General features: G+C 69.7%; 17 protein-coding genes. 9 read left to right on the forward strand and 8 right to left on the reverse strand.

Annotated elements, in window-relative coordinates; translation table 11 throughout:
* Nucleotides 1-16: 16 nt before the first annotated feature.
* Complete coding sequence (locus G1H10_RS06130) at nt 17-805, reverse strand: E3 ubiquitin ligase family protein (RefSeq protein ID WP_163734158.1); 789 nt, start codon at nt 803-805, stop codon at nt 17-19.
* 189 nt (nt 806-994) lie between these two features.
* Here G1H10_RS06130 and G1H10_RS06135 point away from each other — a divergent pair, with 189 nt between their 5' ends.
* The 3 genes from G1H10_RS06135 (at nt 995) to G1H10_RS34440 (ending at nt 3,490) form a co-directional block, all read left to right on the forward strand.
* Nucleotides 995-1,810, forward strand: a complete 816-nt coding sequence (locus G1H10_RS06135) for a biotin--[acetyl-CoA-carboxylase] ligase (protein WP_216852948.1) — start codon at nt 995-997, stop codon at nt 1,808-1,810.
* A 148-nt stretch (nt 1,811-1,958) separates the two neighbouring features.
* Nucleotides 1,959-2,501: a PH domain-containing protein gene (locus G1H10_RS06140; RefSeq protein WP_163734163.1), complete on the forward strand. Its 543-nt coding sequence runs from the start codon at nt 1,959-1,961 to the stop codon at nt 2,499-2,501.
* Complete coding sequence (locus tag G1H10_RS34440) at nt 2,498-3,490, forward strand: adenylate/guanylate cyclase domain-containing protein (RefSeq protein ID WP_163734166.1); 993 nt, start codon at nt 2,498-2,500, stop codon at nt 3,488-3,490. The genes G1H10_RS06140 and G1H10_RS34440 overlap by 4 nt, the downstream gene beginning before the upstream one ends.
* A gap of 66 nt (nt 3,491-3,556) precedes the next feature.
* On the opposite strand, the gene G1H10_RS06150 is transcribed toward G1H10_RS34440, so the two are convergent.
* A complete protein-coding gene (locus tag G1H10_RS06150; RefSeq protein ID WP_246219235.1) occupies nt 3,557-7,021 on the reverse strand; it encodes a phosphodiester glycosidase family protein in 3,465 nt (1,154 codons plus the stop codon).
* 283 nt (nt 7,022-7,304) lie between these two features.
* Here G1H10_RS06150 and eno point away from each other — a divergent pair, with 283 nt between their 5' ends.
* The 5 genes from eno (at nt 7,305) to G1H10_RS06175 (ending at nt 11,891) form a co-directional block, all read left to right on the forward strand.
* Nucleotides 7,305-8,585: a phosphopyruvate hydratase gene (eno, locus tag G1H10_RS06155; protein WP_163734172.1), complete on the forward strand. Its 1,281-nt coding sequence runs from the start codon at nt 7,305-7,307 to the stop codon at nt 8,583-8,585.
* 212 nt (nt 8,586-8,797) lie between these two features.
* Nucleotides 8,798-9,181: an FtsB family cell division protein gene (locus tag G1H10_RS34445; RefSeq protein WP_163734175.1), complete on the forward strand. Its 384-nt coding sequence runs from the start codon at nt 8,798-8,800 to the stop codon at nt 9,179-9,181.
* A gap of 169 nt (nt 9,182-9,350) precedes the next feature.
* Entirely contained in the window at nt 9,351-9,857 is a 507-nt protein-coding gene (locus G1H10_RS06165) for a DUF501 domain-containing protein (protein WP_216852949.1), read from the forward strand.
* A 16-nt stretch (nt 9,858-9,873) separates the two neighbouring features.
* Nucleotides 9,874-10,797, forward strand: coding sequence for a Ppx/GppA phosphatase family protein (locus G1H10_RS06170; protein ID WP_163734177.1), 924 nt, complete (start codon nt 9,874-9,876; stop codon nt 10,795-10,797).
* 125 nt (nt 10,798-10,922) lie between these two features.
* A complete protein-coding gene (locus G1H10_RS06175) occupies nt 10,923-11,891 on the forward strand; it encodes a shikimate dehydrogenase family protein (RefSeq protein WP_163734180.1) in 969 nt (322 codons plus the stop codon).
* Between the two features lie 140 nt (nt 11,892-12,031).
* Here G1H10_RS06175 and G1H10_RS06180 read toward each other — a convergent pair whose 3' ends face one another.
* The 3 genes from G1H10_RS06180 to G1H10_RS06190 all read right to left on the reverse strand — a co-directional run bounded on the left by G1H10_RS06180 (nt 12,032) and on the right by G1H10_RS06190 (nt 16,903).
* The gene (locus tag G1H10_RS06180; protein WP_163734183.1) at nt 12,032-14,044 is read right to left on the reverse strand and encodes an N-acetylmuramoyl-L-alanine amidase; all 2,013 of its coding nucleotides are present in this window, start codon (nt 14,042-14,044) and stop codon (nt 12,032-12,034) included.
* A gap of 241 nt (nt 14,045-14,285) precedes the next feature.
* Nucleotides 14,286-15,524, reverse strand: coding sequence for a WD40 repeat domain-containing protein (locus tag G1H10_RS06185; RefSeq protein WP_163734185.1), 1,239 nt, complete (start codon nt 15,522-15,524; stop codon nt 14,286-14,288).
* Nucleotides 15,525-15,613: 89 nt separating this feature from the next.
* Nucleotides 15,614-16,903, reverse strand: a complete 1,290-nt coding sequence (locus tag G1H10_RS06190) for a WD40 repeat domain-containing protein (RefSeq protein ID WP_163734188.1) — start codon at nt 16,901-16,903, stop codon at nt 15,614-15,616.
* Between the two features lie 125 nt (nt 16,904-17,028).
* Here G1H10_RS06190 and G1H10_RS33835 point away from each other — a divergent pair, with 125 nt between their 5' ends.
* On the forward strand, nt 17,029-18,009 hold the full coding sequence (locus G1H10_RS33835) for a uracil-DNA glycosylase (RefSeq protein ID WP_216852950.1): 981 nt from the start codon (nt 17,029-17,031) through the stop codon (nt 18,007-18,009).
* 8 nt (nt 18,010-18,017) lie between these two features.
* On the opposite strand, the gene G1H10_RS06200 is transcribed toward G1H10_RS33835, so the two are convergent.
* The 3 genes from G1H10_RS06200 to G1H10_RS06210 all read right to left on the reverse strand — a co-directional run bounded on the left by G1H10_RS06200 (nt 18,018) and on the right by G1H10_RS06210 (nt 20,979).
* Entirely contained in the window at nt 18,018-18,878 is an 861-nt protein-coding gene (locus tag G1H10_RS06200) for an SDR family NAD(P)-dependent oxidoreductase (protein ID WP_163734191.1), read from the reverse strand.
* Nucleotides 18,875-20,251, reverse strand: coding sequence for an MFS transporter (locus G1H10_RS06205; RefSeq protein WP_163734194.1), 1,377 nt, complete (start codon nt 20,249-20,251; stop codon nt 18,875-18,877). The genes G1H10_RS06200 and G1H10_RS06205 overlap by 4 nt, the downstream gene beginning before the upstream one ends.
* Before the next feature lie 146 nt (nt 20,252-20,397).
* Entirely contained in the window at nt 20,398-20,979 is a 582-nt protein-coding gene (locus G1H10_RS06210; protein WP_163734197.1) for a TetR/AcrR family transcriptional regulator, read from the reverse strand.
* Between the last annotated feature and the right edge of the window lie 634 nt (nt 20,980-21,613).

Here is a 21,613-nt window from a genome sequence, read left to right on the forward strand (position 1 = left end):
ATCATGGGGTGTGTCCCTAGGTGAGGATGCCCGCGAGGATGAGCCCGACCGCGACGACGGCGGCGACGATCCCGCCCGCCAGGGCGAATCGTTCCTTCTTCCTGGCGGCCGCCAGCAACGCCTCCTCGTCCTTGGTGGACACCAGGGACAGGTCCTCGACCGCCAGTTCGCCGCCGCCGTCGCCCGCCGTGCCGAGGACATAGACCGGGGTGTCCGGCGTGAGCACCCACTCGGTGTATTTGTAGCCGATGGTGCCCTCGCGTCGCGTCGCCGGCAGGGTGAAGCTGAAGCTGCCTAGCGAGAGCGTCGTCCCCTCCGCCGAGTCGTCATGCGGTTCGAATCGGTCGACCACCTGGCGCATGTGTTCGAACGTCCCGGCCTTTGGGCGCACGAGGATGGTGCCGGTGTGGTCCCGGACGTGGAAGGGCTCCTCCGACTCCCGTGTGGCGACGGTCTCCTCGCGTTCGACGCGACGGGTGCGGTAATTGCCGTTGGAGTCGCGTCGACGTTCGGTGGTCCAGTACTTCCTGGTGATCACATGCCGGTGCCAGACGCATTCGGTTGTGGAGATCTCCGACGTGATGGTGCCGGCCGGCCCTGGCTCGGCCTTCCCGACCACTTCGCATTTCTGCTGGAAATAGCCGGCACCCGCAGCCTCGGCCGCGGCGTCGCGCAGCGTCTGTAGCTCCTGTGCCGTCAGCGTCTCGGTGGTGATCATCTCGTGCTGCCGCCGACGAGACGTGTACACGAGGTATCCGCAGTATCCGGCGACGACCAGGGCGACGAGCCCGGCGATCCACAACATTTGAGTCCCTTCACCGTCATGTGACTCGGCGGACACTAATGAATCACGGCGGGGCGGTCAATGCGTGCGCTGACACTGCGCAGGCGTTGACCGCTCGTCGAGTGGCCCGGCGGCGCGACGCTTGGCGTCCGGCCGCGGGTAATGTCAAGCACGGCAGCACAGCCATCGGAGCGGCAGAGGAGTGGCGGTATGTGGACCATGCAGCGAGTCGCGCGGACCGCGTCGACGAACGCCGACGTCAGCGTGCTCGCCCAGGACGGAGCTCCGGAGGGGACGGCTGTCGTCGCGGATCATCAGACGTCCGGGCGGGGCCGGCTCGAGCGGACATGGCAGACACCGGCGGGCACCAGCCTGACCGTCTCTTTTCTGCTGCGCCCGGACGACGTGCCGGTGAACCGTTGGCCGTGGCTGCCGCTGCTGGCGGGTGTCGCGGTGGTGGACGCGATCGGCGATCTGATGGATATCGAAGCCGGGCTGAAGTGGCCGAACGATGTGCTCGTGGGCGACCGCAAGCTCGCCGGAATACTGGTCGAACGGGTGGAGACGCCGGACGGAGCCGCCGCGGTCGTCGGTATCGGACTCAACATCCGGCAGCGGGATGAGGAACTGCCCGAGGGGGGCACGTCCCTGCGGCTCCAGGTGGGCGCCGACACCCCGCCCCCCGCCCGGGACGCACTCCTCGACGCGCTGTGCGACCGGTTGGCCGAGCGCTACCTCGCCTGGCGCCGCTCCGCCGCCGGGCCGGCGTCAGCGCCGGCGTCACCGCCGGGGACAGACGCGTCGACGACGACAGGCACGTCGAGCGCCGGGGAGCAGCCCCTGCGGGAGGCTTACCGGGACCGGTGCGTCACTCTCGGCCGCCGGGTGGGGGTCGAGCTGCCCGGCCGACAACGAGTCGAGGGCAGCGCCGTCGACGTCGACCATGATGGACGGCTGCTGGTCGACACCGGTGCCGGGGTGGAGGCCTTCGGCGCCGGCGAGATCGTCCACCTGCGGCCGCTGTGATCGTCGTTCCCAGCGTGATGACGAAGGACCTGGTGGTCCGGGGAACAGCGATCCGTCTTCCGCCGCGAAGCGCGCCGGGAACGCGGCGCGCCGAGCAGTCCGGACCCAATCGTGGGTACCGGGCCACAGAACATGTCAGGATTCGGATATGGGCTTTCCAGAGAAGCACCTCAGCGAGGGTGAGGTCGTCGAGTTCCACCTGCGTACTCACGTCAAGGAGCTGTTCCTGCCGGTACTGATCCTGCTGGTGACCGGGGCCGCGGCAGGGTTCGGGCTGGGGGTGATGCCGGACGACGACAGCACGACGGTGACGGTCGGCCGATGGGCGATCGTGATCGCCGCTGTGCTGATCGTGCTCATCTGGTCGTTCTGGCCGTTCCTGAACTGGCTGACGACGACGTTCACGGTGACCAACTCGCGGTTGATCACCCGCACGGGCGTGATCTCCCGCACTGGGCGTAACATCCCGCTGCGCCGGATCAACGATGCGGCGTTCGAGCAGGGTCTGACCGATCGTTTCCTGCGGTGCGGTACGTTGATCGTCTCCGCGGCCAGTGAGGAGGGCCAGATCCGGTTGCATGATGTACCGCGAGTGCACGCCGTGCAGTTGCGGCTCAGCGAGCTGGTCGGGGAGGCCCACGAGGACGGCTGGCCACGCGACGACACGGAGGAGGAGACCGACCACCCGTGACGGCCGAACGCCCCACAGCAGACGACTTGGAGCGTCTGCTGCTCGGTGCTTCTCGTCGATACACGTTTGAGCAGGTCGCGGACGCCGCAGGGCTGAGCGTGGAGGACGCCAGGCGGTACTGGCTGGCGCTCGGGTTCCCCGACGTGGGGGAGGAGAAGGCCTTCACCGTCTGGGACCTGGAAGCGTTGCGCGGCGTCGTCGAGCTGGTCGAGTCCAAGGCGGTGAACGAGGAGACCGCCGTACAGATGGTCCGTGCGCTGGGGCGGATGACCGGCCGGCTGGCCGAGTGGCACGTGGAGACACTCGCCGAGATCATCGAGGATGCCGCGGAAGCCGGAGGCCTCGCCCCGAGCAGTCGGCTGACCTCGGCGTATCAGATGGCACAGCGGCTGCTTCCGGAGTTCGAGCGGCTGCTCATCTACGCGTGGCGGCGCAAGCTCGCCTCGTCCGCGAACCGGCTCATCGCCATCGCCGAACTGGGCGAGTCTCCGCTGCTGGCAGCCCCGGCGTCGGTGGGTTTCGCGGACCTGGTGTCGTTCACCAGGCTGTCGCGCGGGCTGAGCGTGGAAGCGCTCGGTGAACTGGTCGAACGGTTCGAAGCCATGACCAACGACGTCATCTTCGGCTGCGGAGGCCGGGTGGTCAAGACGCTCGGCGACGAGGTCGTGTTCGTGGCCGAGACGGCGTCCGTCGCTGCCGAGATCGGCTGTGAGCTGGTCGAACAGATCGGCGTCAACCCCGCCCTGCCGGACATCCGGGTCGGGATCGCGACCGGACCGGTGGTGGCCCGGCTCGGCGACGTGTTCGGCACCCCCACCAATCTGGCGGCCCGGCTGACCGCGGTGGCGGAGCGGAACTCGGTGCTGGTCGACGCGGAGACGGCCGAAGCGCTGCGGGACGAGCCGCGGGTGGCGCTGCGTGCGCTGCCGCCGACGACGGTCCGGGGCATCGGGGCGGTCGAGGTGTTCACTGTCTCCCGCCGCCCCTGACCAAGTGATGGGATGCGCCTTTGGTGCGCTCTGACCCACCAAAGGCGCATCCCATCTGCGGCTGGATTACCGGTCGTCGCCGACCAGGCGTATCCGCTGCTGTTCCGTCGTGCCGTTGACCGTCACCGACATGGTGACCTGGCCTGGTCGTAGCGCCGTCAGGTCCCGCGTCACCGGGTCGTAAGCGGCCGCGTATCGCGGCTCGGCCTCGTCGGCGGGCCCGACGTAGACCTTCGGATCCCAGCCCCAGGACGAGCTGACCGGATACACCACCGGGATATCTCGGTTGCCCTGTGTCACGCTCGCCGACAGCGACACGGTGTCGCCCACCGTGACCTGCTGCGGAACGTCGAGCGCGAGCTGATCGGTGTGTGGCCGGAGCTCGGCGGTGATCCAGTCCGGACCGCCGTCGTACGGCGCTTGCCGCGCTTCCTCCTGCTCCTTCGGGGTGACCCGGTCAACGCCGACCATTGACCAGCCGGTGAAGCCACCGTCCGACGATCCGCTCGATGGCGACTTGGCGGAGTTGCCGATGACCACGTACGGCACGCCGTCCACCGACGAGGCGTGGAATGTGCCGACGTGGCCGGCGATGAAGGCGGCACCCTTGCCGGTGTCGTGCTGGAACTCGGCGAGCCAGGATTCCAGCAGCGCGGCTTCGCGCCGGTCGGCGAGCTGGCTGTTCTTGGACGGTGTCGGATCACGCGGCGGGTGGTGCTCGATCACGACGACGGACCGGATCGAGTCGTCCTCTGCGGCCTCGTCCAATGCCCGCCGTAGCATGGCGATCTGCTCGAAGCCGCCACCGCGGAGCGTGCCGAGGGACGTGTCGAGCGTCACGAACCGGGTGCCCTTGTGGTCGAACGTCCGGTGGGTCTCGCCGAAGTAGGTCTCGAAATTGGTGATGTCGGCGCCCATCACCTCATGGTTGCCAGGCACGTAGTAGTACGGGACGGCTTCGCCGATCTCCTCGTCGAGGATCCGCTGGGCCAGCTGGAAGTCCGCCTCCGACGCCTCGTCCACCAGGTCACCGGCGATGACGAAGAAGTCGGGGTCGGCTGCCTTGATCTCGCGTAGCGTGCGGCGGGCGCCCTCGACCAGAGACGAGTCCGGGTTGCGCGCGACGAACTGGGCGTCGTTGAAGACGGCGAAGTTCCATTCCGCGTCGCCGATCTCGCCGTCCTGGGCGACGACGGGGTCGGCCACCTCCGGTTCCGGTGGGACATCGACGGTGGGTGCGGCGTTGACGTACAGGTTGTCGATGATCACGTCGCCGGTGTACTGGGCGGAGGCCTTGGTCTCGATGATCGTCAGCCGCCGGAAGTACACCTCCTGCGGGTAGCCCTCCGGCACCTGCAGCTCTACGGTCCGCCAGCCTTCCCAGGTGATGTAGGGACCGTAGACCGCGGGGAGCGTCCGGCCGTCGGCGTCGACGAAGGTGAACGCGGTCCATTCGCCCTGCCCGCTGCCGTAGATCGAGAGCCCGAAGGAGCGGGACTGACCCTCGACGCCGAGCGGCTCGGAGAGCGAGGCGACCCCGAGCCGGGTGGCGGTGGCCTGGGTGAAGTCGTACGACAGCCGCAGTCCAGCGCCGTCCTCGCCGTCCGGGGTGGGCTCGACCTCGGCCGTTGCCCGGGTGCCGTAGGCGTACCAGCCGGACGGGTCGTCGAACGTGTCCAGGACGTGCTTCTCCACGCCGATGCTGACGCCGACGGAGGTCTCGGCGTCCCCGACGCGCAGCGTGACCAGGCCGCCGACGCCGTCCTGCTGTGGCACGACCTCGAAGCCGCGGACACCGTCGGTGCGGACCTCGAACAGGGACGTGTCGTACTCGAGCTCGACGTCGGCGGGCTCGATCGGTGCGGAGTTGCCGTGCTCGTCATAGCCGAGCACACCGAATGTGGCCGTGTCGTCGAGCGAGGGCACATTGACGGAGCGCTCGGTCGCGGTGATCCGGGTGGGCGCACGGAGCACTTCCAAGGTCACTTCGGCTCCCGCCGGCCCGGCTGCGGCTGTGATCGTCGTGGTGCCCGGCTCGGAAGGTACGACGACGCCGGTGCGGCCGTCGTCTCCGGAGGTGACGGTGCCGTTGGTGGTGTCCCACGTCAGCGAGGGGTTGTCGGAGACCGGGCCGAAGGCGGCGTCGTGCGGGGTCGCGGTGATGGAGCGGCTGAGCCCGGCGAAAACCCGGTCCGGGCGGCCGTCGCCGACCGGAGCGTCGGTTGCGGCCTGGCCGGGCGACAGCGTGGTCTCGGCCCAGATCCCGCTGGTGTCGTGGCCGGTGTCGGGCGCGAAGATGCCCAGCCCGTTGGGCACGCTGCGCAGCTCACCGTCGCTCAGGTCGTTGTCGACCTGCAGGGTGTCCGTGCCGGGGGTGCGCGCCACCATGGTGGAGGAGCCGCCGCCGTCGATCTCGACCGCGGTGTGCACGCCGCGCTCCGCCATGAGCCGGCCCATCTCGGCCAGAGTGGCGCCGCGGCTGTGGCTGTAATTGTCGCCGTCGGCGCTGAGGACGGTGATCTGCGTGCCGTCCGCGGAGAAACCGATGGCCGTGCGGGCGGCGTAGGTGGAGTCGTTGACGTCCTGCGGCTGTCCGTCCGCGACCAGCAGCGCGCGGGAGCCGATGGCGGTGTGCACCGGCCGGCCGTCGGCGGCTTCGGCGGTCCAGTCGACGGCCACCTGGTCACCAGGTTCCAGGTCGGAGAGGAGGTCGGCGCTCTGGCCGCGGCCGACGAGTGCGACCGTGTCCTCGCCGAGGGTGCCCTCGCCCGGGGCGTCGTTGACCTGCTGCACGACGTCGTCGGTGATGATCACTTCGGTGACGTCCGGTTCGTTCTGCACCGCCCGGGTGCGGGGGAATGCGCCCCAGTGCTCGTCGTACGCGCCGATACCGTCCGCGGGCAGGTCCGAGCTGTTCAGCCGGGCCAGCGGCCGGTCGCCGCCGGGCAATTCCACGGTGCCGGTGAACTCGATCTCGGTGATCCGGCCGGTGCTGTCCTCGTCGAAGGCGACGATGCGGGTGGAGTTCCCGGTGGGCGACTTCAGCAGCTCGCCGTCGGCGATCACGGCTCCCATCGGCGACCCGGAGTTGTTGATGTCGTAGAAGTCGCCGTTCACCGCGGCGACCGCGCCGGCGGCGGCGGCCTGCTCGGTGATGGGCGCGATCTCGGTGAGACGGCCGGCCGAGATGTATCCGACGTCGGCGCCCTGGGTGGTGTCCACGGTGACGGCGTTGGTGACCTGCCAGCCCCGCGGGCCGAGGGTCTCCGACTCCTCGGCGGTCACGCCGGGTGCGACCGGCCGGGAACCGGTCGCGGTCTGGATCGGTTCGGCCGTATCGGCGGCCGGCGCGGCTTCGGCGACGGTCGCGGTGGAGTGCAGCGGGGCGACGGCGATCACCAGGACCGCGGCCAGGCTGAGCATGGCCGGCAACAGTGGGGACTTCCGGGTGCGTGGAGCGCTGCGAGCGGGTGGGCCGCTGCGCGTGGACCCGGAACGAGGGTCGGTCGGCAGGGTGCCGTGGGCGGGCATGGACACGTGGAGACCTCCGTAGGCCATTGGTCTATATCGGAATCATCGTGTCCGACATGAGCGGAATGCCCGTTAACGCGCACTGACGTCTACACGAACCCGCCGTTGCTGCACACCTGCGGGTTTGATTCGATGTGACGGAGGAGACGATGGGGTGGAGTCCGGCGTGGCCGGTCGTGCGCTCTAAGCTTCTTCAGTACGCGCGTGCGGTGTGGTCGCAGCGTGGCGATCGGCCGCGTACAACTCGCCCAGATGAGGACGTCCACAACCACAGGAGAACGACGTGGCCACGATTGAAGCAATTGGAGCGCGCGAGATTCTGGACTCTCGCGGGAACCCCACCGTCGAGGTCGAGGTGGCGCTCGACGACGGCACCATCGCCCGGGCCGCTGTTCCGTCCGGTGCGTCGACCGGACAGTTCGAGGCCGTAGAGCTGCGCGACGGCGACAAGGGACGGTACCTCGGCAAGGGCGTGCAGAAGGCGGTCACCGCCGTGATGGACGACATCGCGCCGCAGCTGCTGGGGTTCGACGCGACCGACCAGCGCCTGATCGACCAGGAGATGAGCGACCTCGACGGTACACCGAACAAGGCGAAGTTCGGTGCCAACGCCATCCTCGGTGTCTCGCTGGCCGTGGCCAAGGCGGCGGCCAAATCGGCCGACCTCCCGCTGTTCCGGTACCTGGGCGGCCCGAACGCGCACACGCTGCCGGTGCCGATGATGAACATCCTCAACGGCGGCGCGCACGCCGACAGCAACGTCGACATCCAGGAGTTCATGATCGCGCCGATCGGCGCGGAGACCTTCGCCGACGCGCTGCGCTGCGGCGCCGAGGTCTACCACTCGCTGAAGAAGGTGCTCAAGTCCAAGGGCCTGGCCACCGGACTGGGCGACGAGGGCGGCTTCGCGCCGGACCTGCCCAGCAACCGGGAGGCCCTGGACCTGATCCTGCAGGCCATCGAGGAGGCCGGATACACGCCCGGCTCGGAGGTGGCGCTGGCGCTGGACGTCGCCGCGACTGAGTTCTTCTCCGACGGCAGCTACGCGTTCGAGGGAGCGACGAAGAGCGCTGCCGAGATGAGCGAGTACTACAGCCAGCTGGTCGCCGACTACCCGCTGGTCTCCATCGAGGACCCGCTGGCCGAGGACGACTGGTCCGGCTGGGCCACTCTCACCGGGGCGATCGGCGGCCGGGTGCAGATCGTCGGTGACGACCTGTTCGTGACGAACCCGGAGCGCCTGGCCCGTGGCATCAAGGAGGGTGCGGCGAACTCGCTGCTGGTGAAGGTCAACCAGATCGGTTCGCTCAGCGAGACCTTCGATGCGGTGTCGATGGCCACCCGGGCCGGGTACACCAGCATGATCAGCCACCGGTCCGGGGAGACCGAGGACACCACCATCGCGGACATCGCCGTGGCGACCAACGCGGGCCAGATCAAGACCGGTGCCCCGGCACGGTCCGAGCGGGTGGCGAAGTACAACCAGCTGCTGCGGATCGAAGAAGAGCTGGACGACGCCGCGCGTTACGCCGGTTCTGCGGCATTCCCGCGGTTTAATAGGTAACCATGCCGCCAGCTCGCCGCTCTCCTGGCGCTCGCCCGACGGGGAGCGCCGAGACGAGACGGCGTCCTGCACCGCGGACCGCTCGAGGCGGCCCCCGGCCCGGTACCGGGTCGGGGCGCCCCCGCGCCGGCGTGGAGCGGCCTCGCCCGGCCGGCGCCTCGGGTGGTCCGGGCGGTCGCCGTCCCGTGCGCGGACGTGGCGCCCGACCGTCGGTGACCGGACGTGCGGCGCTGCTCGCGTTGGTGCTCGCCGTCCTTCTGGTCTCGTACTCCTACCCGTTGCGTACCTGGTATGACCAGCACAACGAGCGGCGGCAATTGGAGCAGGAAGCGGCGGCCCTGCGGGATCGGGTGCAAGAGCTGGAGACCGAGCTGGAGCTGTGGGAGGACCCCGCGTACGTGGCATCGCAGGCGCGCGAACGGCTGCACTACGTCATGCCGGGCGAGGAGGGCTACATCGTCGTCTCGGAAGAGGACGAGAGCGACGAGGAGGAGGGTCCGGAAGGGGTGCCTCCGGTCGGCGAGGGCGAGTGGCACGAGCGGCTGTGGAACTCGGTGCAGGCGGCGGACGAGATCAGCGAGGACGAGCTGCCGTGAGCCGGGAGGTCGGCGGAAAGGGAGAATTTCCCGTCCTCGCCCGCGGCCAGATCGTCGCGGGGCTCCTCACAGGCCGATGCCCGAGCCTACCCGGGACGGGAAATTCTCCCTTTCCGCCTCGCCTTGGGCCGAGCCTGCTGGAGAGGTGTAACGAGTAGTGGAGTCGCTGGTGGCGACCGAGGATGACCTGGACACGTTGAAGCAGCAGTTGGGACGGCCGTTGCGTGGGGTGCGGGCGGTGATGCACCGCTGCCTGACCGGGCATCCGACCGTCGTGGAGACCGAACCGAGGCTCGACGACGGTACGCCGTTCCCGACGTTGTACTACCTGACCTGCCCGCGTGCGGTGGCGGCCGCATCGACGCTGGAATCGTTGGGTGTGATGGCCGAGATGAGCGATCGGCTGGAGCGGGACGAGGCGCTGGCGGCCGCGTATCGGGCGGCGCACGAGGACTATCTGCAGCGGCGAGAACGGATCGCGCACGTCGAGGAGGTGGCCGGCGTCTCCGCCGGGGGCATGCCCACTCGGGTGAAATGCCTGCACGTGCTGGTGGCGCACAGCCTGGCGGTGGGCCGCGGGGTGAATCCACTCGGTGACGAGGCGCTGGGGCTGATGGCCCGGTTGGAGGAGAAGCCGTGGACGTCGGCGTCGTGTGCGTGGCGGCCGGAGAACTGAGGCGAGGAGAAGCAGCGTGAACCGAGTGGCGGCCGTCGACTGCGGGACGAACTCGATCCGGCTCCTGGTCACCGAGATCGACGCCGAGGCCGGACAGCAGCATGACCTCGATCGCCGGCTGCGCATCGTCCGCCTCGGGCAAGGTGTGGACGCTACCGGCCGGCTCGCCGACGAGGCACTGGACCGCACCATGTCGGCGTTGAACGAGTACGTCGACATCGTGCGGCGTTTCGGCGTCGAACAGGTCCGGATGGTGGCCACCAGCGCCACCCGGGACGCGTCAAACGCGCATCGGTTCGTCGACGGGGTCCGCGACATTCTGGGCGTCGACCCGGAGGTGGTCTCCGGCGACGAGGAGGCCGCGCTGTCCTTCGCCGGCGCCACCCGGGAGCTCGGAAGCGAACACCCGCACCCGTATCTGGTGGTCGACATCGGCGGGGGCTCGACGGAGTTCGTCTCCGGCCGGACGGAACTTGAGGCGGCACGCAGCGTGGACATCGGCTCGGTGCGGATCACCGAGCGTCACTTCGCCGCCGATCCGCCGACAGCAGAGCAGGTCGCCGCCGCGCGTGCCGACATCGACGTGGCGCTGGACGAGGCCGCGCGCACCGTTCCGTTGCGAGAGGCCCGGACCGTGGTGGGACTCGCCGGGACGATCACGACCATCGGCGCGATCCAGCTAGGGCTGTCCGAGTACGACTCCACGAAGGTGCACCATGCCCGGATGCCGGCCGATGCGGTTGCGGAGATCAGCGACCGGTTGCTGGCGGCGTCGCACGAGGAGCGTGCCGCGATCCCGGTGATCCATCCCGGCCGGCTGGACGTGATCGCCGCCGGCTCGCTGATCCTCCGGCGCGTCGTCGAGCGCAGCGGCGCCGGCGAGGTCCTCGTCAGTGAGCGAGACATCCTGGACGGCATCGCCTGGAGCATCGCCGGCTGAGCAGGGGGCATCCGTGACCTCGACACCATCGAGCGGATGGAGCAGCCCGGCGTCCAGCGCTTCGGCATGAACGCCGCCGCGGCCGTGGCCGCCGTCGTTGCAGACCGGGAATGAGGAGCGAACGGATGACCGTCCCGACCATGACCAGCCAGACCCTGCGGCCCGCCGACCGTCCCACGCTGTACTTCATCGGCGTGACCACCGGCCGGTCATCGATCCAGCGAGTGTTTCCCCGCTGGGCGGAGCATCTCGGGCTGGGCGATGTACACCTGCAAGGCGTCGATCTGCCGCTGCACGCGGACCCGGATCAGTACCGGCGGGTGGTGGAGTTCATCGCATCCGATGAGCTCAGCCGTGGCGCCCTGATCACCACGCACAAGATCGACCTGTACCGGGCGTGTGCCGACCTGTTCGACACGGTGGACGCGCACGCGCGGATGATGGGTGAGGCGAGCTGCCTGACCAAGACCGAGAGCGGGCTGCACGTTCAGGCGAAGGATCCGGTCACGTGCGGGCTGGCGCTGGACGCGTTCATCCCGCCCGGATACTGGAAGGACACCGGCGCCGAGGTGCTCAGCATGGGTGCGGGCGGCTCGACCACAGCCATCAGCTGGTACCTGAGTCAGCCCGAGCGCGGCGCGGACCGCCCGGTGCGCTTCACCGTCACCGACACGTCGGCCGAACGCCTCCACCATTTACATGCCGTGCACGCGCGATTGCCGAATCACACCCCCTTCGACTACGTGTTCGCTCCGACCTTGGAGCACAACGACCGGGCACTCGGGCGGCTGCCGGCCGGGTCGCTCGTCGTCAACGCCACCGGACTCGGCAAGGACGGACCGGGCTCGCCGATCACCGCCGCCGCCCGGTTTCCGGAGCAGGGCCGGGTCTGGGAGCTGAACTACCGCGGCGACCTGGTCTTCCTCGACCAAGCCCGAGCCCAGCAGGAGGAACGACAGCTGCGAATCGAGGACGGGTGGGTGTATTTCCTGCACGGGTGGATGCAGCACATCGCCGAGGTATTCGACATTGCGATCCCGGCATTCGGCGAGGAGTTCGATGCCTTGTCCGATCTGGCCCGGGCGGCACGATAGGACCGAGAGCCATGAACGCAGCCGAACCGGTCCCCTTGACGTCCGCTGACGGCTACCGTGCTTGTTGAGCGCCAGTGTCGCATCGCGCCGCGAAATCGGCTGTTTGACGACACTGGCACTCAACAAGCCGGCCCTCGTGGTCAGGGCTGGGGAGCGTTGCGGCTCGCCGGGAAGACGTCCACGTCGTCGGCGTCGACGAACATCACCCGGTGGCCGAACTGGATCTGGATGTACTCCATGTCGCCGCGGATCACCGTCCAGTCGCCCGGTGACGAGCCGTCATACGTGGTGGCACGGTAGTACTCGCCCTGAAGCGTCGGGCCCGCCGCGTAGCGTTCGCCGGCGGAGAGTTCGTACTGCAGCGGCACGATCGGCTGGACTGGGACGCCATCGGGGAACGCGGCCGGTTCCGGGTACGCGCGGCCGTAAACCGGCACGGAGTCGAGCCCTTCCTTCGGCGTGACGACCAGGCCGCGGGACCACACCGCCGCCGGCGCATCGGACGGGTTGTAGAACCAGGCCTTCTGTCCCAGGTACCAGATCGCGGTCCAATCGCCGTCGTGGTCGGCGATGGCGTAGGTCTGCCCGGCCGAGGCACGTGCACCGTGGTCGGAGATATGCATGGTGGACGGCGATCCGTCCGGGTGCAGACCGATATCCGTCACCAGCGGAGCGTCGTGGCTCGGCTCGCTGTGCAGGATCACCGCCGACGAGCCGCGCTCCGGGCACGGCACGCCACGCTCCTCGCATCCGGTGAACGCCGGCCGGTTGGCGGCGAAGTCCGGATCGATGGTGACCAGACCGGTCCGCGGGGTGCCGGTCGAGCGGGCCGGAGCGCCGAGCAGGTCGAAGTAGTGCGACCAGTCCCAGTACGGACCCGGATCCCAGTGCATCCCGGCGACGTAGGCGGGGGTGATGCCGGGGATGTTGTCGTGGCCGATGATGTGCTCGCGGTCGATCGGGATGTCGAACTTCTCGGCCAGGTGACGGACCAGCTTGGCCGACGTCCGGTACATCGCCTCGGTGTACCAGGTGCCCTGCGCCGCGAACCCCTCGTGTTCCAGGCCGATCGACTTGGCGTTGACGAACCAGTTGCCCGCGTGCCAGCCGACGTTCTTGGACTCCAGGTGCTGGGCGATGTGCCCGTCGGAGGAACGCAGCGTGTAGTGCCAGCTGACCCAGTTCTTGTCCTGGGCCAGCTCGGTGGTCGGCCCGAAGTAACCCTCGGCGTCGTGGATGATGATGTACTCGATCTTCTGCTGCTCCGGCCGGTTGCCCAGATCGTGGTTGCCGTAGCTGTTGACGTTGGTGCCGTCGCCGCGCAGCTCGTACGGAGCCGGGAGCCACTCGCAGGAGAGCGCGCGCGGGCACTCGATCTCGTCCGGCCGCTCGGTGTCGTCCAGCCCGAGGGCCTCGATCCAGGCGCGGTCCGGTTCCAGGCCACGGTGGGCGGCGAGGGTGACCAGCTGGCCGTCGTCGGTGACGCGTTCGGCGCCGGCGCGGATGGTGGCGTAGACCTCGTCCGCGAAGAACCGGGCAGCGTCGGCGGTGTCCGCACCGCTGTACCGGGCGACGGCGCCGTACCAGTCGGCCGGATCGGTATCGCTGCCGAGTGGCGCACCCAGGTCGCGCTGGTACCGGGCGAGCAGCGCGGCGCCACCGCGGATGTTGGCGGCCGGGTCGCTGCGCAGCTCGGCCTCAGCCGCTCCGGTGAGCGTCGCCGCGGCGTCGAGCGTCTGCAGGGATTCCTCGTCGGGTGGCTCGACGTCGGGGTGGGTCACGGTCAGCGTGTCGCGGGCATCGTCGCCGCGCGGGTCTTCGTCGGTTCCGTGGTGGTGGCCGCCGGCGGGCAATCCGGCGACGTACTGGGCGTCGGTGAGGTGCATCGGTCCGAAACCGCCGCTGGTGCTGGGCGAGCCGCCGTTCACGTCCCACCGGGACTGCAGGTAGGAGACGCCGAGCAGAACCGATTCCGGCACGCCGTACTCCTCGGCGGCGGCCTCGTACTGGTGCTGCCGGTCGTCGCCGTCGGGCCCGGGCGTCGCGCCGGAGGGAAGAACGGCGACCGAGGCGAGCGCCGCAAGCACGGTCAGTCCGGCAAGGGTGGTCGAACGTGCAGTCAGGGATGGACGTCGAGGACGGGATCGTCGCATGTGGCCTCCAGAACACCGGCCGCTGGGCACCGCGGCGTCGCGGTAGCGGTGTGGGCAAGGTGACGATCATCCTGCCGGAAGCGAAAATGACAAGTCAAGGGAAAGGCAAAGCCCTCGTTGGATGAAAATGTTTCACAATCTGGCGCCACTCCTTCGCCTTGCTTGTTGAGCTTCTGTGCCGCTTCATGCCCTGAAGTCGGCCGTGTGGCGACACTGGCGCTCAACAAGCGGGTTCGGGGGGTCAGAACGGCGCGGCGACGCTGGTGACCTCCATCGCGATTCCGGCCGACACGACCACGGGGACGCCGTCGAGCTCGGTCAACGCCACGGTCCGCACCGGAAAGCTGTGGCTGGTCAGCGGGTCGTCGCCGATGTGCTGGAACGTTTCCAGGTTCCACGCCCGCACGGAGCGGTCACCGTCGTCGCTGCCGGAGACGGCGAGCGGCACGCCGTCCACCTCGCCGACGGCCACCGTTGTCACGGCTCCGCTGTGGCCCTGCAGAGGTGTACCGACCGGTTCGCCGTCCGTGAGATCCCAGACGCGGACCGTGCGGTCGGTGCTTCCGGTGACGGCGATCGGCCGGCCGTCCAGGTCGCCGACGGCGACGGTGAGCACCTCGGCGGCATGACCGGCCAGCGGCTCGCCGATCTGCTCCCCGTTGCTGAGGTCCCACCTGCGCACGGTGCTGTCCTCGCCGCCGGAGACGGCTACGGTGCGGCCGTCCACGTCGGTGAGCTGGACCGCGTAGACAGCGCCGTCGTGCCCGCTGAGCGTCGAACCCACCTGGTCCCGGCTCTCCATGTCCCAGACACGGATGAGTCCGTCGAACCCGGCCGAGACCGCGACGGCCCGCCCGTCCAGCACGCCGGCGGCGACCGCGGTGACCCCCTCGGGGTGCACGTTGAACGGGTCCCCGATCTGGTCACGCGCACCGAGGTCCCACAGGCGGACGGCTCCGTCGTAGTCACCGGAGACGGCGACCGGAGTTCCGTCTAGTTCGCCGATCGCGATCGAGGTCACGTCACTGGTGTGGCCGGAGAGCGGCGCGCCGATCTCGAAGCCTTCCGCGGGATCCCACGGCACCAGGTCGGTGTCGACGTTGGCGTGCAGCAGCCAGGGGCGCTCGTCCGGGACGATGGCGAACTGGCCGCCGTGGCCCGGGAAATGGTCGAGGTGGGTGCCGAACGCAGGCCGAGTGTCCTCGTCGGGTTCATCCGGCGGATCCGCTGGCACATCCTCCGGCGTATCCGCCGGCGTTTCCTGCGCTGGCTCCCCCGGTGACCCCTCCGGTGACGCGTCCTGCGCCCCGTCCGCGGCGTCGTCGACCGGATCCGGGGTCGGCGCCGGCAAACCCGTCGTGGTGTCGCCGCCTGTGCCGTCGTCGGCCCCGTCGGTGGCGACGACGACGATCGTGAGCACACCGGTCAACAGGATGACCACGGCGGACGTGAGCAGAGCCCAGACCGGCACATCGACCATCCGCGGGCCGCCTTCGGCAGGCGGTGGGGGCGGTGGCTGTTCCCCCGGCGGCGGAGGCGGCGGGGGCTGCTGCGGAGGCGGCGGGGCGGTCAACGGATCTCTCCGATCGGTGTCAGATCCCAACGGTGCAGGGCGCCGTGTTCACCGGCCGACACCGCGATGGGGACGCCGTCGAGCTCACCCAGGGCGACGGCGTTGACGCTGCCGAGGTGAGCGATGAACGGATCGCCGATCTGCTCGTGGTTCTCCAGATCCCACGCGCGGATCTCCTGTTCGCCGGCCGACACGGCGATCGGAACTCCGCCGACCTCGCCCACGGCGACCGACCGGACGGGGCCGGTGTGCTCTTCCAGCGGGTCGCCGACCTGTTCGAGGGCGGCAAGGTCGAATACCCGAAGGGCACCGTCGTCGCTGCCGGTGACGGCGACAGCGGTGCCATCGACGTCGCCCATCGCCACCGCCCGCACCCACTCTCGGTGCCAGGTGTCGATCGGGTCGCCGATGGGCTCGCGCGCCGACAGGTCCCACACGCGCAACCGCCGGTCGTCTCCGGTGGTCACCGCCACCGGCACGCCGTCCATCAGACCGGTGGCGACCGCTTCGACATCGTCCTTGTGCGAACCGAGCTCGTCGCCGATCTGGTCGCCGGTGGCGAGATCCCACATCCGCACCGTGCGGTCCACGCCGGCACTGCCGGTCACAGCTACCGGCACGCCGTCCACTTCGGCGGTGGCGACCGCCTGGAGGAAGGTCAAGACCCCACCCGACACGGGATCGTTGACCTGTTCCCCGGTGCGGAGGTTCCACAGGCCTGGACTCTTGCTATCCGTGCCGGCAGTGGCGGCGTACAGCGTGCCGTCGACGTCGCCGACGGCGATGGAGCCTGCCCCGCCCAGATAGCCCGACAATGGCTCGCCGATCTGCTCGCCGGTCTCCAGGTTCCACACGGTCGGTGCGCTGGCACCGACGGTGACGGCGACGAGCGAACCGTCGAGCTCGCCGAGCGCCACTCCGGAGATCGACTCGGCACCGGTCAGCGGCGTGCCGATCTCCGCCGCGACAAGCTCGGACGGTGCGCTCTCACCGCTGCCGGGAGCGTCGGCGTCGGGATTCGCCGTGGCCGGAGAAGGCGTGGGCTCGCTGCCGGTGTCATCGTCCGGGACGGCCTCCGTCGGCGACGCGGTCGCGGGACCGGCCGTGTCCGCAGGGTCTGCCGGCGCCTCGGCGACTGTGGGCTCGTCGTCACCGCCCCAGGTGATGAGGATGACGGTGATCATCGTGGCCACCAGCGCCACCGCGACGAACGCCAGCGTGGCCGCGACCGTGAGCGGCATCCGCACGGTGCGGTTTCGCGTGGACGCTCCCGGTGGCTGTGTCATCGAGCACCTCGCCTGAGTGAGTGACCATGATCGTATTCGGCGGTCATGACCGGCTCAACCCCTTGGCCCATCGGCCGGGTATCTACCACCGTGGGTCTACCGCGGCGCCGGGCACAATGGGAGCCGTGCCGGTCGAAGATACGAACACGTCGGCGGATCGCCCAGATCCGCCAGTGGAGCCGTTGCCGCACCCGGTCACCGGGGTTGCGTTCTCCAGCCCGGTTCCGCCGGGCACCGGTTGGCCGGACGACGAGGCCGGCCCGGACACGCCGGTGGCGGCAGGGCCGGAGGATGTGGCCAAGCTGGCGGCCGGCGCCTCGCTGACCGAGGTCGCGGCGCGCTCGTCGGTATGCCGCGCCTGCCCCCGTCTGGTGCGATGGCGCGAGGACGTCGCCGCAACCAAACGACGCTCCTTCGCGGGCCAGCCCTACTGGGGCCGGCCGACACCAGGCTGGGGTGACCCGGAGCCGCGAGTCATGGTCGTCGGCCTGGCGCCGGCGGCCAACGGCGGCAATCGGACCGGCCGCATTTTCACCGGTGATCGCAGCGGCGACTGGCTGTTCGCCGCGCTGCACCGGGTCGGCTTGGCGAACCAGCCGACGTCCGAGCACGCCGGCGACGGGCTGCGCCTAGCCGGTGTCCGGATCGCCGCCGCCGTGCGGTGCGCCCCGCCGGACAACAAACCGTCCCCGGCCGAACGGGACACGTGCGCGCATTGGATCGACCGGGAGGTCGCTCTGGTGCTGCCGACACTGCGTGCGGTGGTGGCGCTCGGCTCGTTCGCCTGGACCGCCGCGCTGGGGACGCTGGCCCGCGCCGGAGTGGAGGTGCCGCGGCCGCGGCCGAAGTTCGGTCACGGTGCCGAGGTCCGGCTCGAGTATCGCCCGGACGAGGCGGCGACGGGCCCGGGCGAGAGCGTCGTCGGCGAGAGCGTCGTCGGCGAGAACGCCGCCGGCGAGAACGCCGCCGGGACGGTGCCCGTGGCGGGTGACCCGCGTTCGATCACCGTGATCGGTTCGTATCACCCCAGCCAGCAGAACACCTTCACCGGCCGGCTCACCGCCGACATGCTCGACGACGTGCTCGCCCGCGCGGCGGCCGCCTGAGACATGCGCTACAACGACGCGCCGCCGTCGACGAGCAGATCGTGGCCGACCAGGTAGCCCGCACCGTCGGACGCGGCCCACAGCACGGTGGAGGCGATCTCGTCCTGCGAGCCGATGCGGCCGACCGGGATCATGGCGGCGAACCGCTCGGCCCGCTGCTCCGGCGTCTCGCCCGGCAGGAGCGACATCGGAGCGTCCACGGCGCCGGGGCTGACCACGTTGATGCGGATCCCGCCGGAGATGTTCTCCAGCGCGGCGGCCTTGCTGAGCGCGCTGACCGCGGCCTTGGTGGCCCCGTAGGCGCCCACCCCGGGCGCCTGCGTATGCGCACCGAGGTTGGAGCCGATGTTGACGATGGCTCCGCCTCCGGCCGCGCGCATGGCGGCGATCTCATGCTTCATGGCCAGGAAGACGCCGGTGACGTTCACCTCGAGCATCCGGGCCCAGTCCTCGGCGCCCAACTCGGCGATCGGGCCGCCCGCGAGCACACCGGCGTTGTTGACCGCGACGTCCAGCCTGCCGAACCGCTCGACCGTGACGGCGACGAGGCGGCGCACCTCGTCGTCGACGGTGACATCGGTCGGGACGGCGAGGCCGTTACCCCCGTCCTGCTCGATGAGCTTCACCGTCTGTTCCAATGTGTCCGGACTGCGACCGGCGACGACGACGGTCGCGCCCGCGCGTGCGAAGGCCCGGGCGACGCCGCGCCCGATCCCGGACCCGGCACCGGTGACGATCGCGGTCCGGCCATCGAATCGGGGCGTGTGCTCGGTATGCGCCCGGGAGCTCCCGGACACGGCCGGAGTCGTGCCGGAGCCGGAGCCGGTAGCGGCGGTGGCCCGGGTGACGGTGATGTCGCTGTCGGTCATCGTGATGCATCCTTTCTGACGGTGAACTGGACAACCGCCGCCGTGACGAGGAACGCCCCGGCGGTGGCGGCGAAGGCGGCGGCATAGCCGCCGGTGGCGGCCGCGGCGGTAGTGACGCCGTCGACGGCCAACGAGTCGGTGCGGGCCGACGAGAGCGCCAGCAGGAGAGCCAGGCCTACAGTGGGCCCGACCTCCATCGACGTGTTGACGACGCCGCCCGCGACCCCGCTGTGTTCGGCGGAGACGTCGGTGAACGCGGTGACGGTCGCGCCGGCGAACGCCATTCCGGCGCCGAGGGGGAAGAGCAGCAGTGCGACGAGGATGCCGCCCGGATACTCCGAGTCGACGTCGATGAACGCCAGCAGCGCCATCGAGGCGGCGACTAGCAGGAGTCCGACGGTCGTGACCTGGCGCGCCCCATGTCGCCGGGTCAGTCGGGAACTGACCGGGCCCATCACGATCACCAGCAGGAACGGCAGGAACGCGGCGCTGGTCACGGACTGCGACCAGCCGTGGATCTGCTGGAAATAGAGGCTGAGGAAGAACTGCGCCGCGGTGCTGGCCGCCGCCGTCAGCCAGATCACCAGCAGGGCGGTGGTGCGGCCGCGGTGTGTGACCAGCCCCAGCGGGAGCAACGGCTCGACGCCGCGGGCCTGGCGCAGGACGAACCCGGCCAGCACGGCCAGCCCCAGTGCCACCGTCACCGGCGCCTCGTCCAGCACGCCGTGGCTGAGGGTGACCAGACCGGCGGTGACCAGCGCACCATCAAGCAACCGGAGCCGGGTGCCGCGTACGGGTGCGGCAGCCGGAAGACGCCGTACGCCCGCGAGGGTGACAGCGGCGACGGCGATGGGAATGGCGAACGTCCAGCGCCAGGAGGTCACGGCGGCGATCAGGCCGGAGACGACGCTGCCGGACACCGCTCCGGCGACGGAGAGCGTGCCCCACACGGCGAGCACCCGTGCCCGCTCCCGGGCGTCGGGATAGAGCCGGTAGAGCAGGGCGACCGCCGCGGGCGCGACGAGTGCCGCGCCGATGCCCTGGGCGAAGCGGGCGGCGAGCAGCACCTCGTAGTGCGGTGCCACCGCGCCGAGCATAGAGCTGATCCCGAACACGGCCATGCCGACGACGAACATGCGCCGCGCCCCGATGTGGTCGGCCAGCCGCCCACCGACCAGGAGTAATCCGCCGAAGGAGAGCCCGTACGCGGCGGTCAGCAGCGCGAGGTCGGGGGCGGAGACACCGAACTCGCGCTGGATCGCGGGCAGCGGAACAGTGATGAGCGTGATCGCCGCGATGAGCCCGGCCTGCGCGGTGCCGAGGAGAACGAACTGCCGACTAATTTTGGACTGAACAGTCAATAATTGGCTCATGCGAATCCCTTGTGTGGGCGCGTCGGGGCGGGTGGTGCGCCGCGGTGGGCGGAGTTGCGGTGACCGGGAGCGGAGCGGGGAGATGGAGCGGGCGGCTGGAGCGGGGAGCTGGAGAGGGCCGGCGTGTTGAGGCGTCCGGGTGCGGGTCAGGTCAGCATGGACAGCGCCTGGTCGGCGGCGTCGCGCAGGCGTGCGGCGCCCATCGGGCCCTTCCCGACCAGGCGCACACCCTGGAGGAAGACGACCAGGAACCGGGCCGTGGCGATGGGGTCGGCATCGGGGCCGATCTCGTCCTGTGCCCGGGCACGTGTGAGAGCTCCGGTCAGGGCGGCTTCGAGGGCACTCCAGGAGGTCTCGACGTGCTGAGCGACCTGGTGATCGTGCGGCATGAGCTCGGCGGCGGCATTCACGATCATGCAGCCGCGATGCCGCTCGTCGTTGATGGACTCCGCCACGTAGCTCTCCACCAGTGTTCGCACCGCGGGTAGTGCGGGCCCGGGCTGGGAGAGCAAGGCGATCGGATCCGGGTCCCTGGTTTCCAGGTAGCGACGGAGCGCCTTGAGGTATAGCTCGTGTTTGCTGTCGAAGGTGGCGTAGAGACTGGCGCGGCCGATCTCGAGGTGTTCGACGAGGTCGGCCATGGACGTCGCCTCATAGCCTCGCTCCCAGAACAGCTCCAGCGCGCGGGCCAGCGCGGCGTCGGGGTCGAACTCCTTGGTCCGTGCCATGGTTCAGACCCTAGCGTAATTGGAACGAACGGTCAATTAAGCGTCACCGTCCCCATGATCATGAACATTAACCGTGGAAATAGCACGGTTAATGTTCATGATCATGGGGCGGAGGTGATGGGGCTCACGTGTGCTCCGAGTCACATTCCGAGCGTTGAATGCCCTGGTGAGATGGCACATTGGGGCCAGGTGTCCGCGGTGAGCTTCTCTACATGGGGCTGTTGAGGTGCCTGTCGGGCACCTGCGAACAGGGATGTCTCGCTATATGGTCACTTTTCGTCCAGAATGTAAGATGATGCGCTCATCGATTTGAAGACCAGAGGTCCAGTGCCCATGATGAGGCTTATGTCTCGCGCCCAGTTCGACGCCGCCCGGACCATGCCGTCAGCTCACTGCTGCGGCATGTCCATGTGTGGGACGAGCATGCGCCGCTGTTGCATGTGACGGCGCGGCGTCGGCCCGGGGCGTTCGAACTCGGCGAGGATCGCCGAGCCTGACCCGTTGCTCAGTGCGTTGTGGTGGCCACCGGCCTCGCCAGGCGCGGTCGAGTGCGGGCGTGGCTCGCACCGGCGTATGCGGGCATCGCGTCATCGACCACGATTCGTGGCACCGGCGTTGGGGTGAGCCGCCGGCT

This window comes from Phytoactinopolyspora halotolerans (assembly GCF_010550675.1).
In the GTDB taxonomy this organism is placed as follows: Bacteria; Actinomycetota; Actinomycetes; order Jiangellales; family Jiangellaceae; genus Phytoactinopolyspora; species Phytoactinopolyspora halotolerans.

Excerpts from the sequence above, each read along its gene's own strand:
- G1H10_RS06130 (WP_163734158.1), bottom strand. The coding sequence starts at position 805 with ATGTTGTGGATCGCCGGGCTCGTCGCCCTGGTCGTCGCCGGATACTGC.
- G1H10_RS06135 (WP_216852948.1), top strand. The coding sequence starts at position 995 with ATGTGGACCATGCAGCGAGTCGCGCGGACCGCGTCGACGAACGCCGAC.
- G1H10_RS06140 (WP_163734163.1), top strand. The coding sequence starts at position 1,959 with ATGGGCTTTCCAGAGAAGCACCTCAGCGAGGGTGAGGTCGTCGAGTTC.
- G1H10_RS06150 (WP_246219235.1), bottom strand. The coding sequence starts at position 7,021 with ATGCCCGCCCACGGCACCCTGCCGACCGACCCTCGTTCCGGGTCCACG.
- G1H10_RS06175 (WP_163734180.1), top strand. The coding sequence starts at position 10,923 with ATGACCGTCCCGACCATGACCAGCCAGACCCTGCGGCCCGCCGACCGT.
- G1H10_RS06180 (WP_163734183.1), bottom strand. The coding sequence starts at position 14,044 with ATGCGACGATCCCGTCCTCGACGTCCATCCCTGACTGCACGTTCGACC.
- G1H10_RS06185 (WP_163734185.1), bottom strand. The coding sequence starts at position 15,524 with ATGGTCGATGTGCCGGTCTGGGCTCTGCTCACGTCCGCCGTGGTCATC.
- G1H10_RS06190 (WP_163734188.1), bottom strand. The coding sequence starts at position 16,903 with ATGACACAGCCACCGGGAGCGTCCACGCGAAACCGCACCGTGCGGATG.
- G1H10_RS06200 (WP_163734191.1), bottom strand. The coding sequence starts at position 18,878 with ATGACCGACAGCGACATCACCGTCACCCGGGCCACCGCCGCTACCGGC.
- G1H10_RS06205 (WP_163734194.1), bottom strand. The coding sequence starts at position 20,251 with ATGAGCCAATTATTGACTGTTCAGTCCAAAATTAGTCGGCAGTTCGTT.
- G1H10_RS06210 (WP_163734197.1), bottom strand. The coding sequence starts at position 20,979 with ATGGCACGGACCAAGGAGTTCGACCCCGACGCCGCGCTGGCCCGCGCG.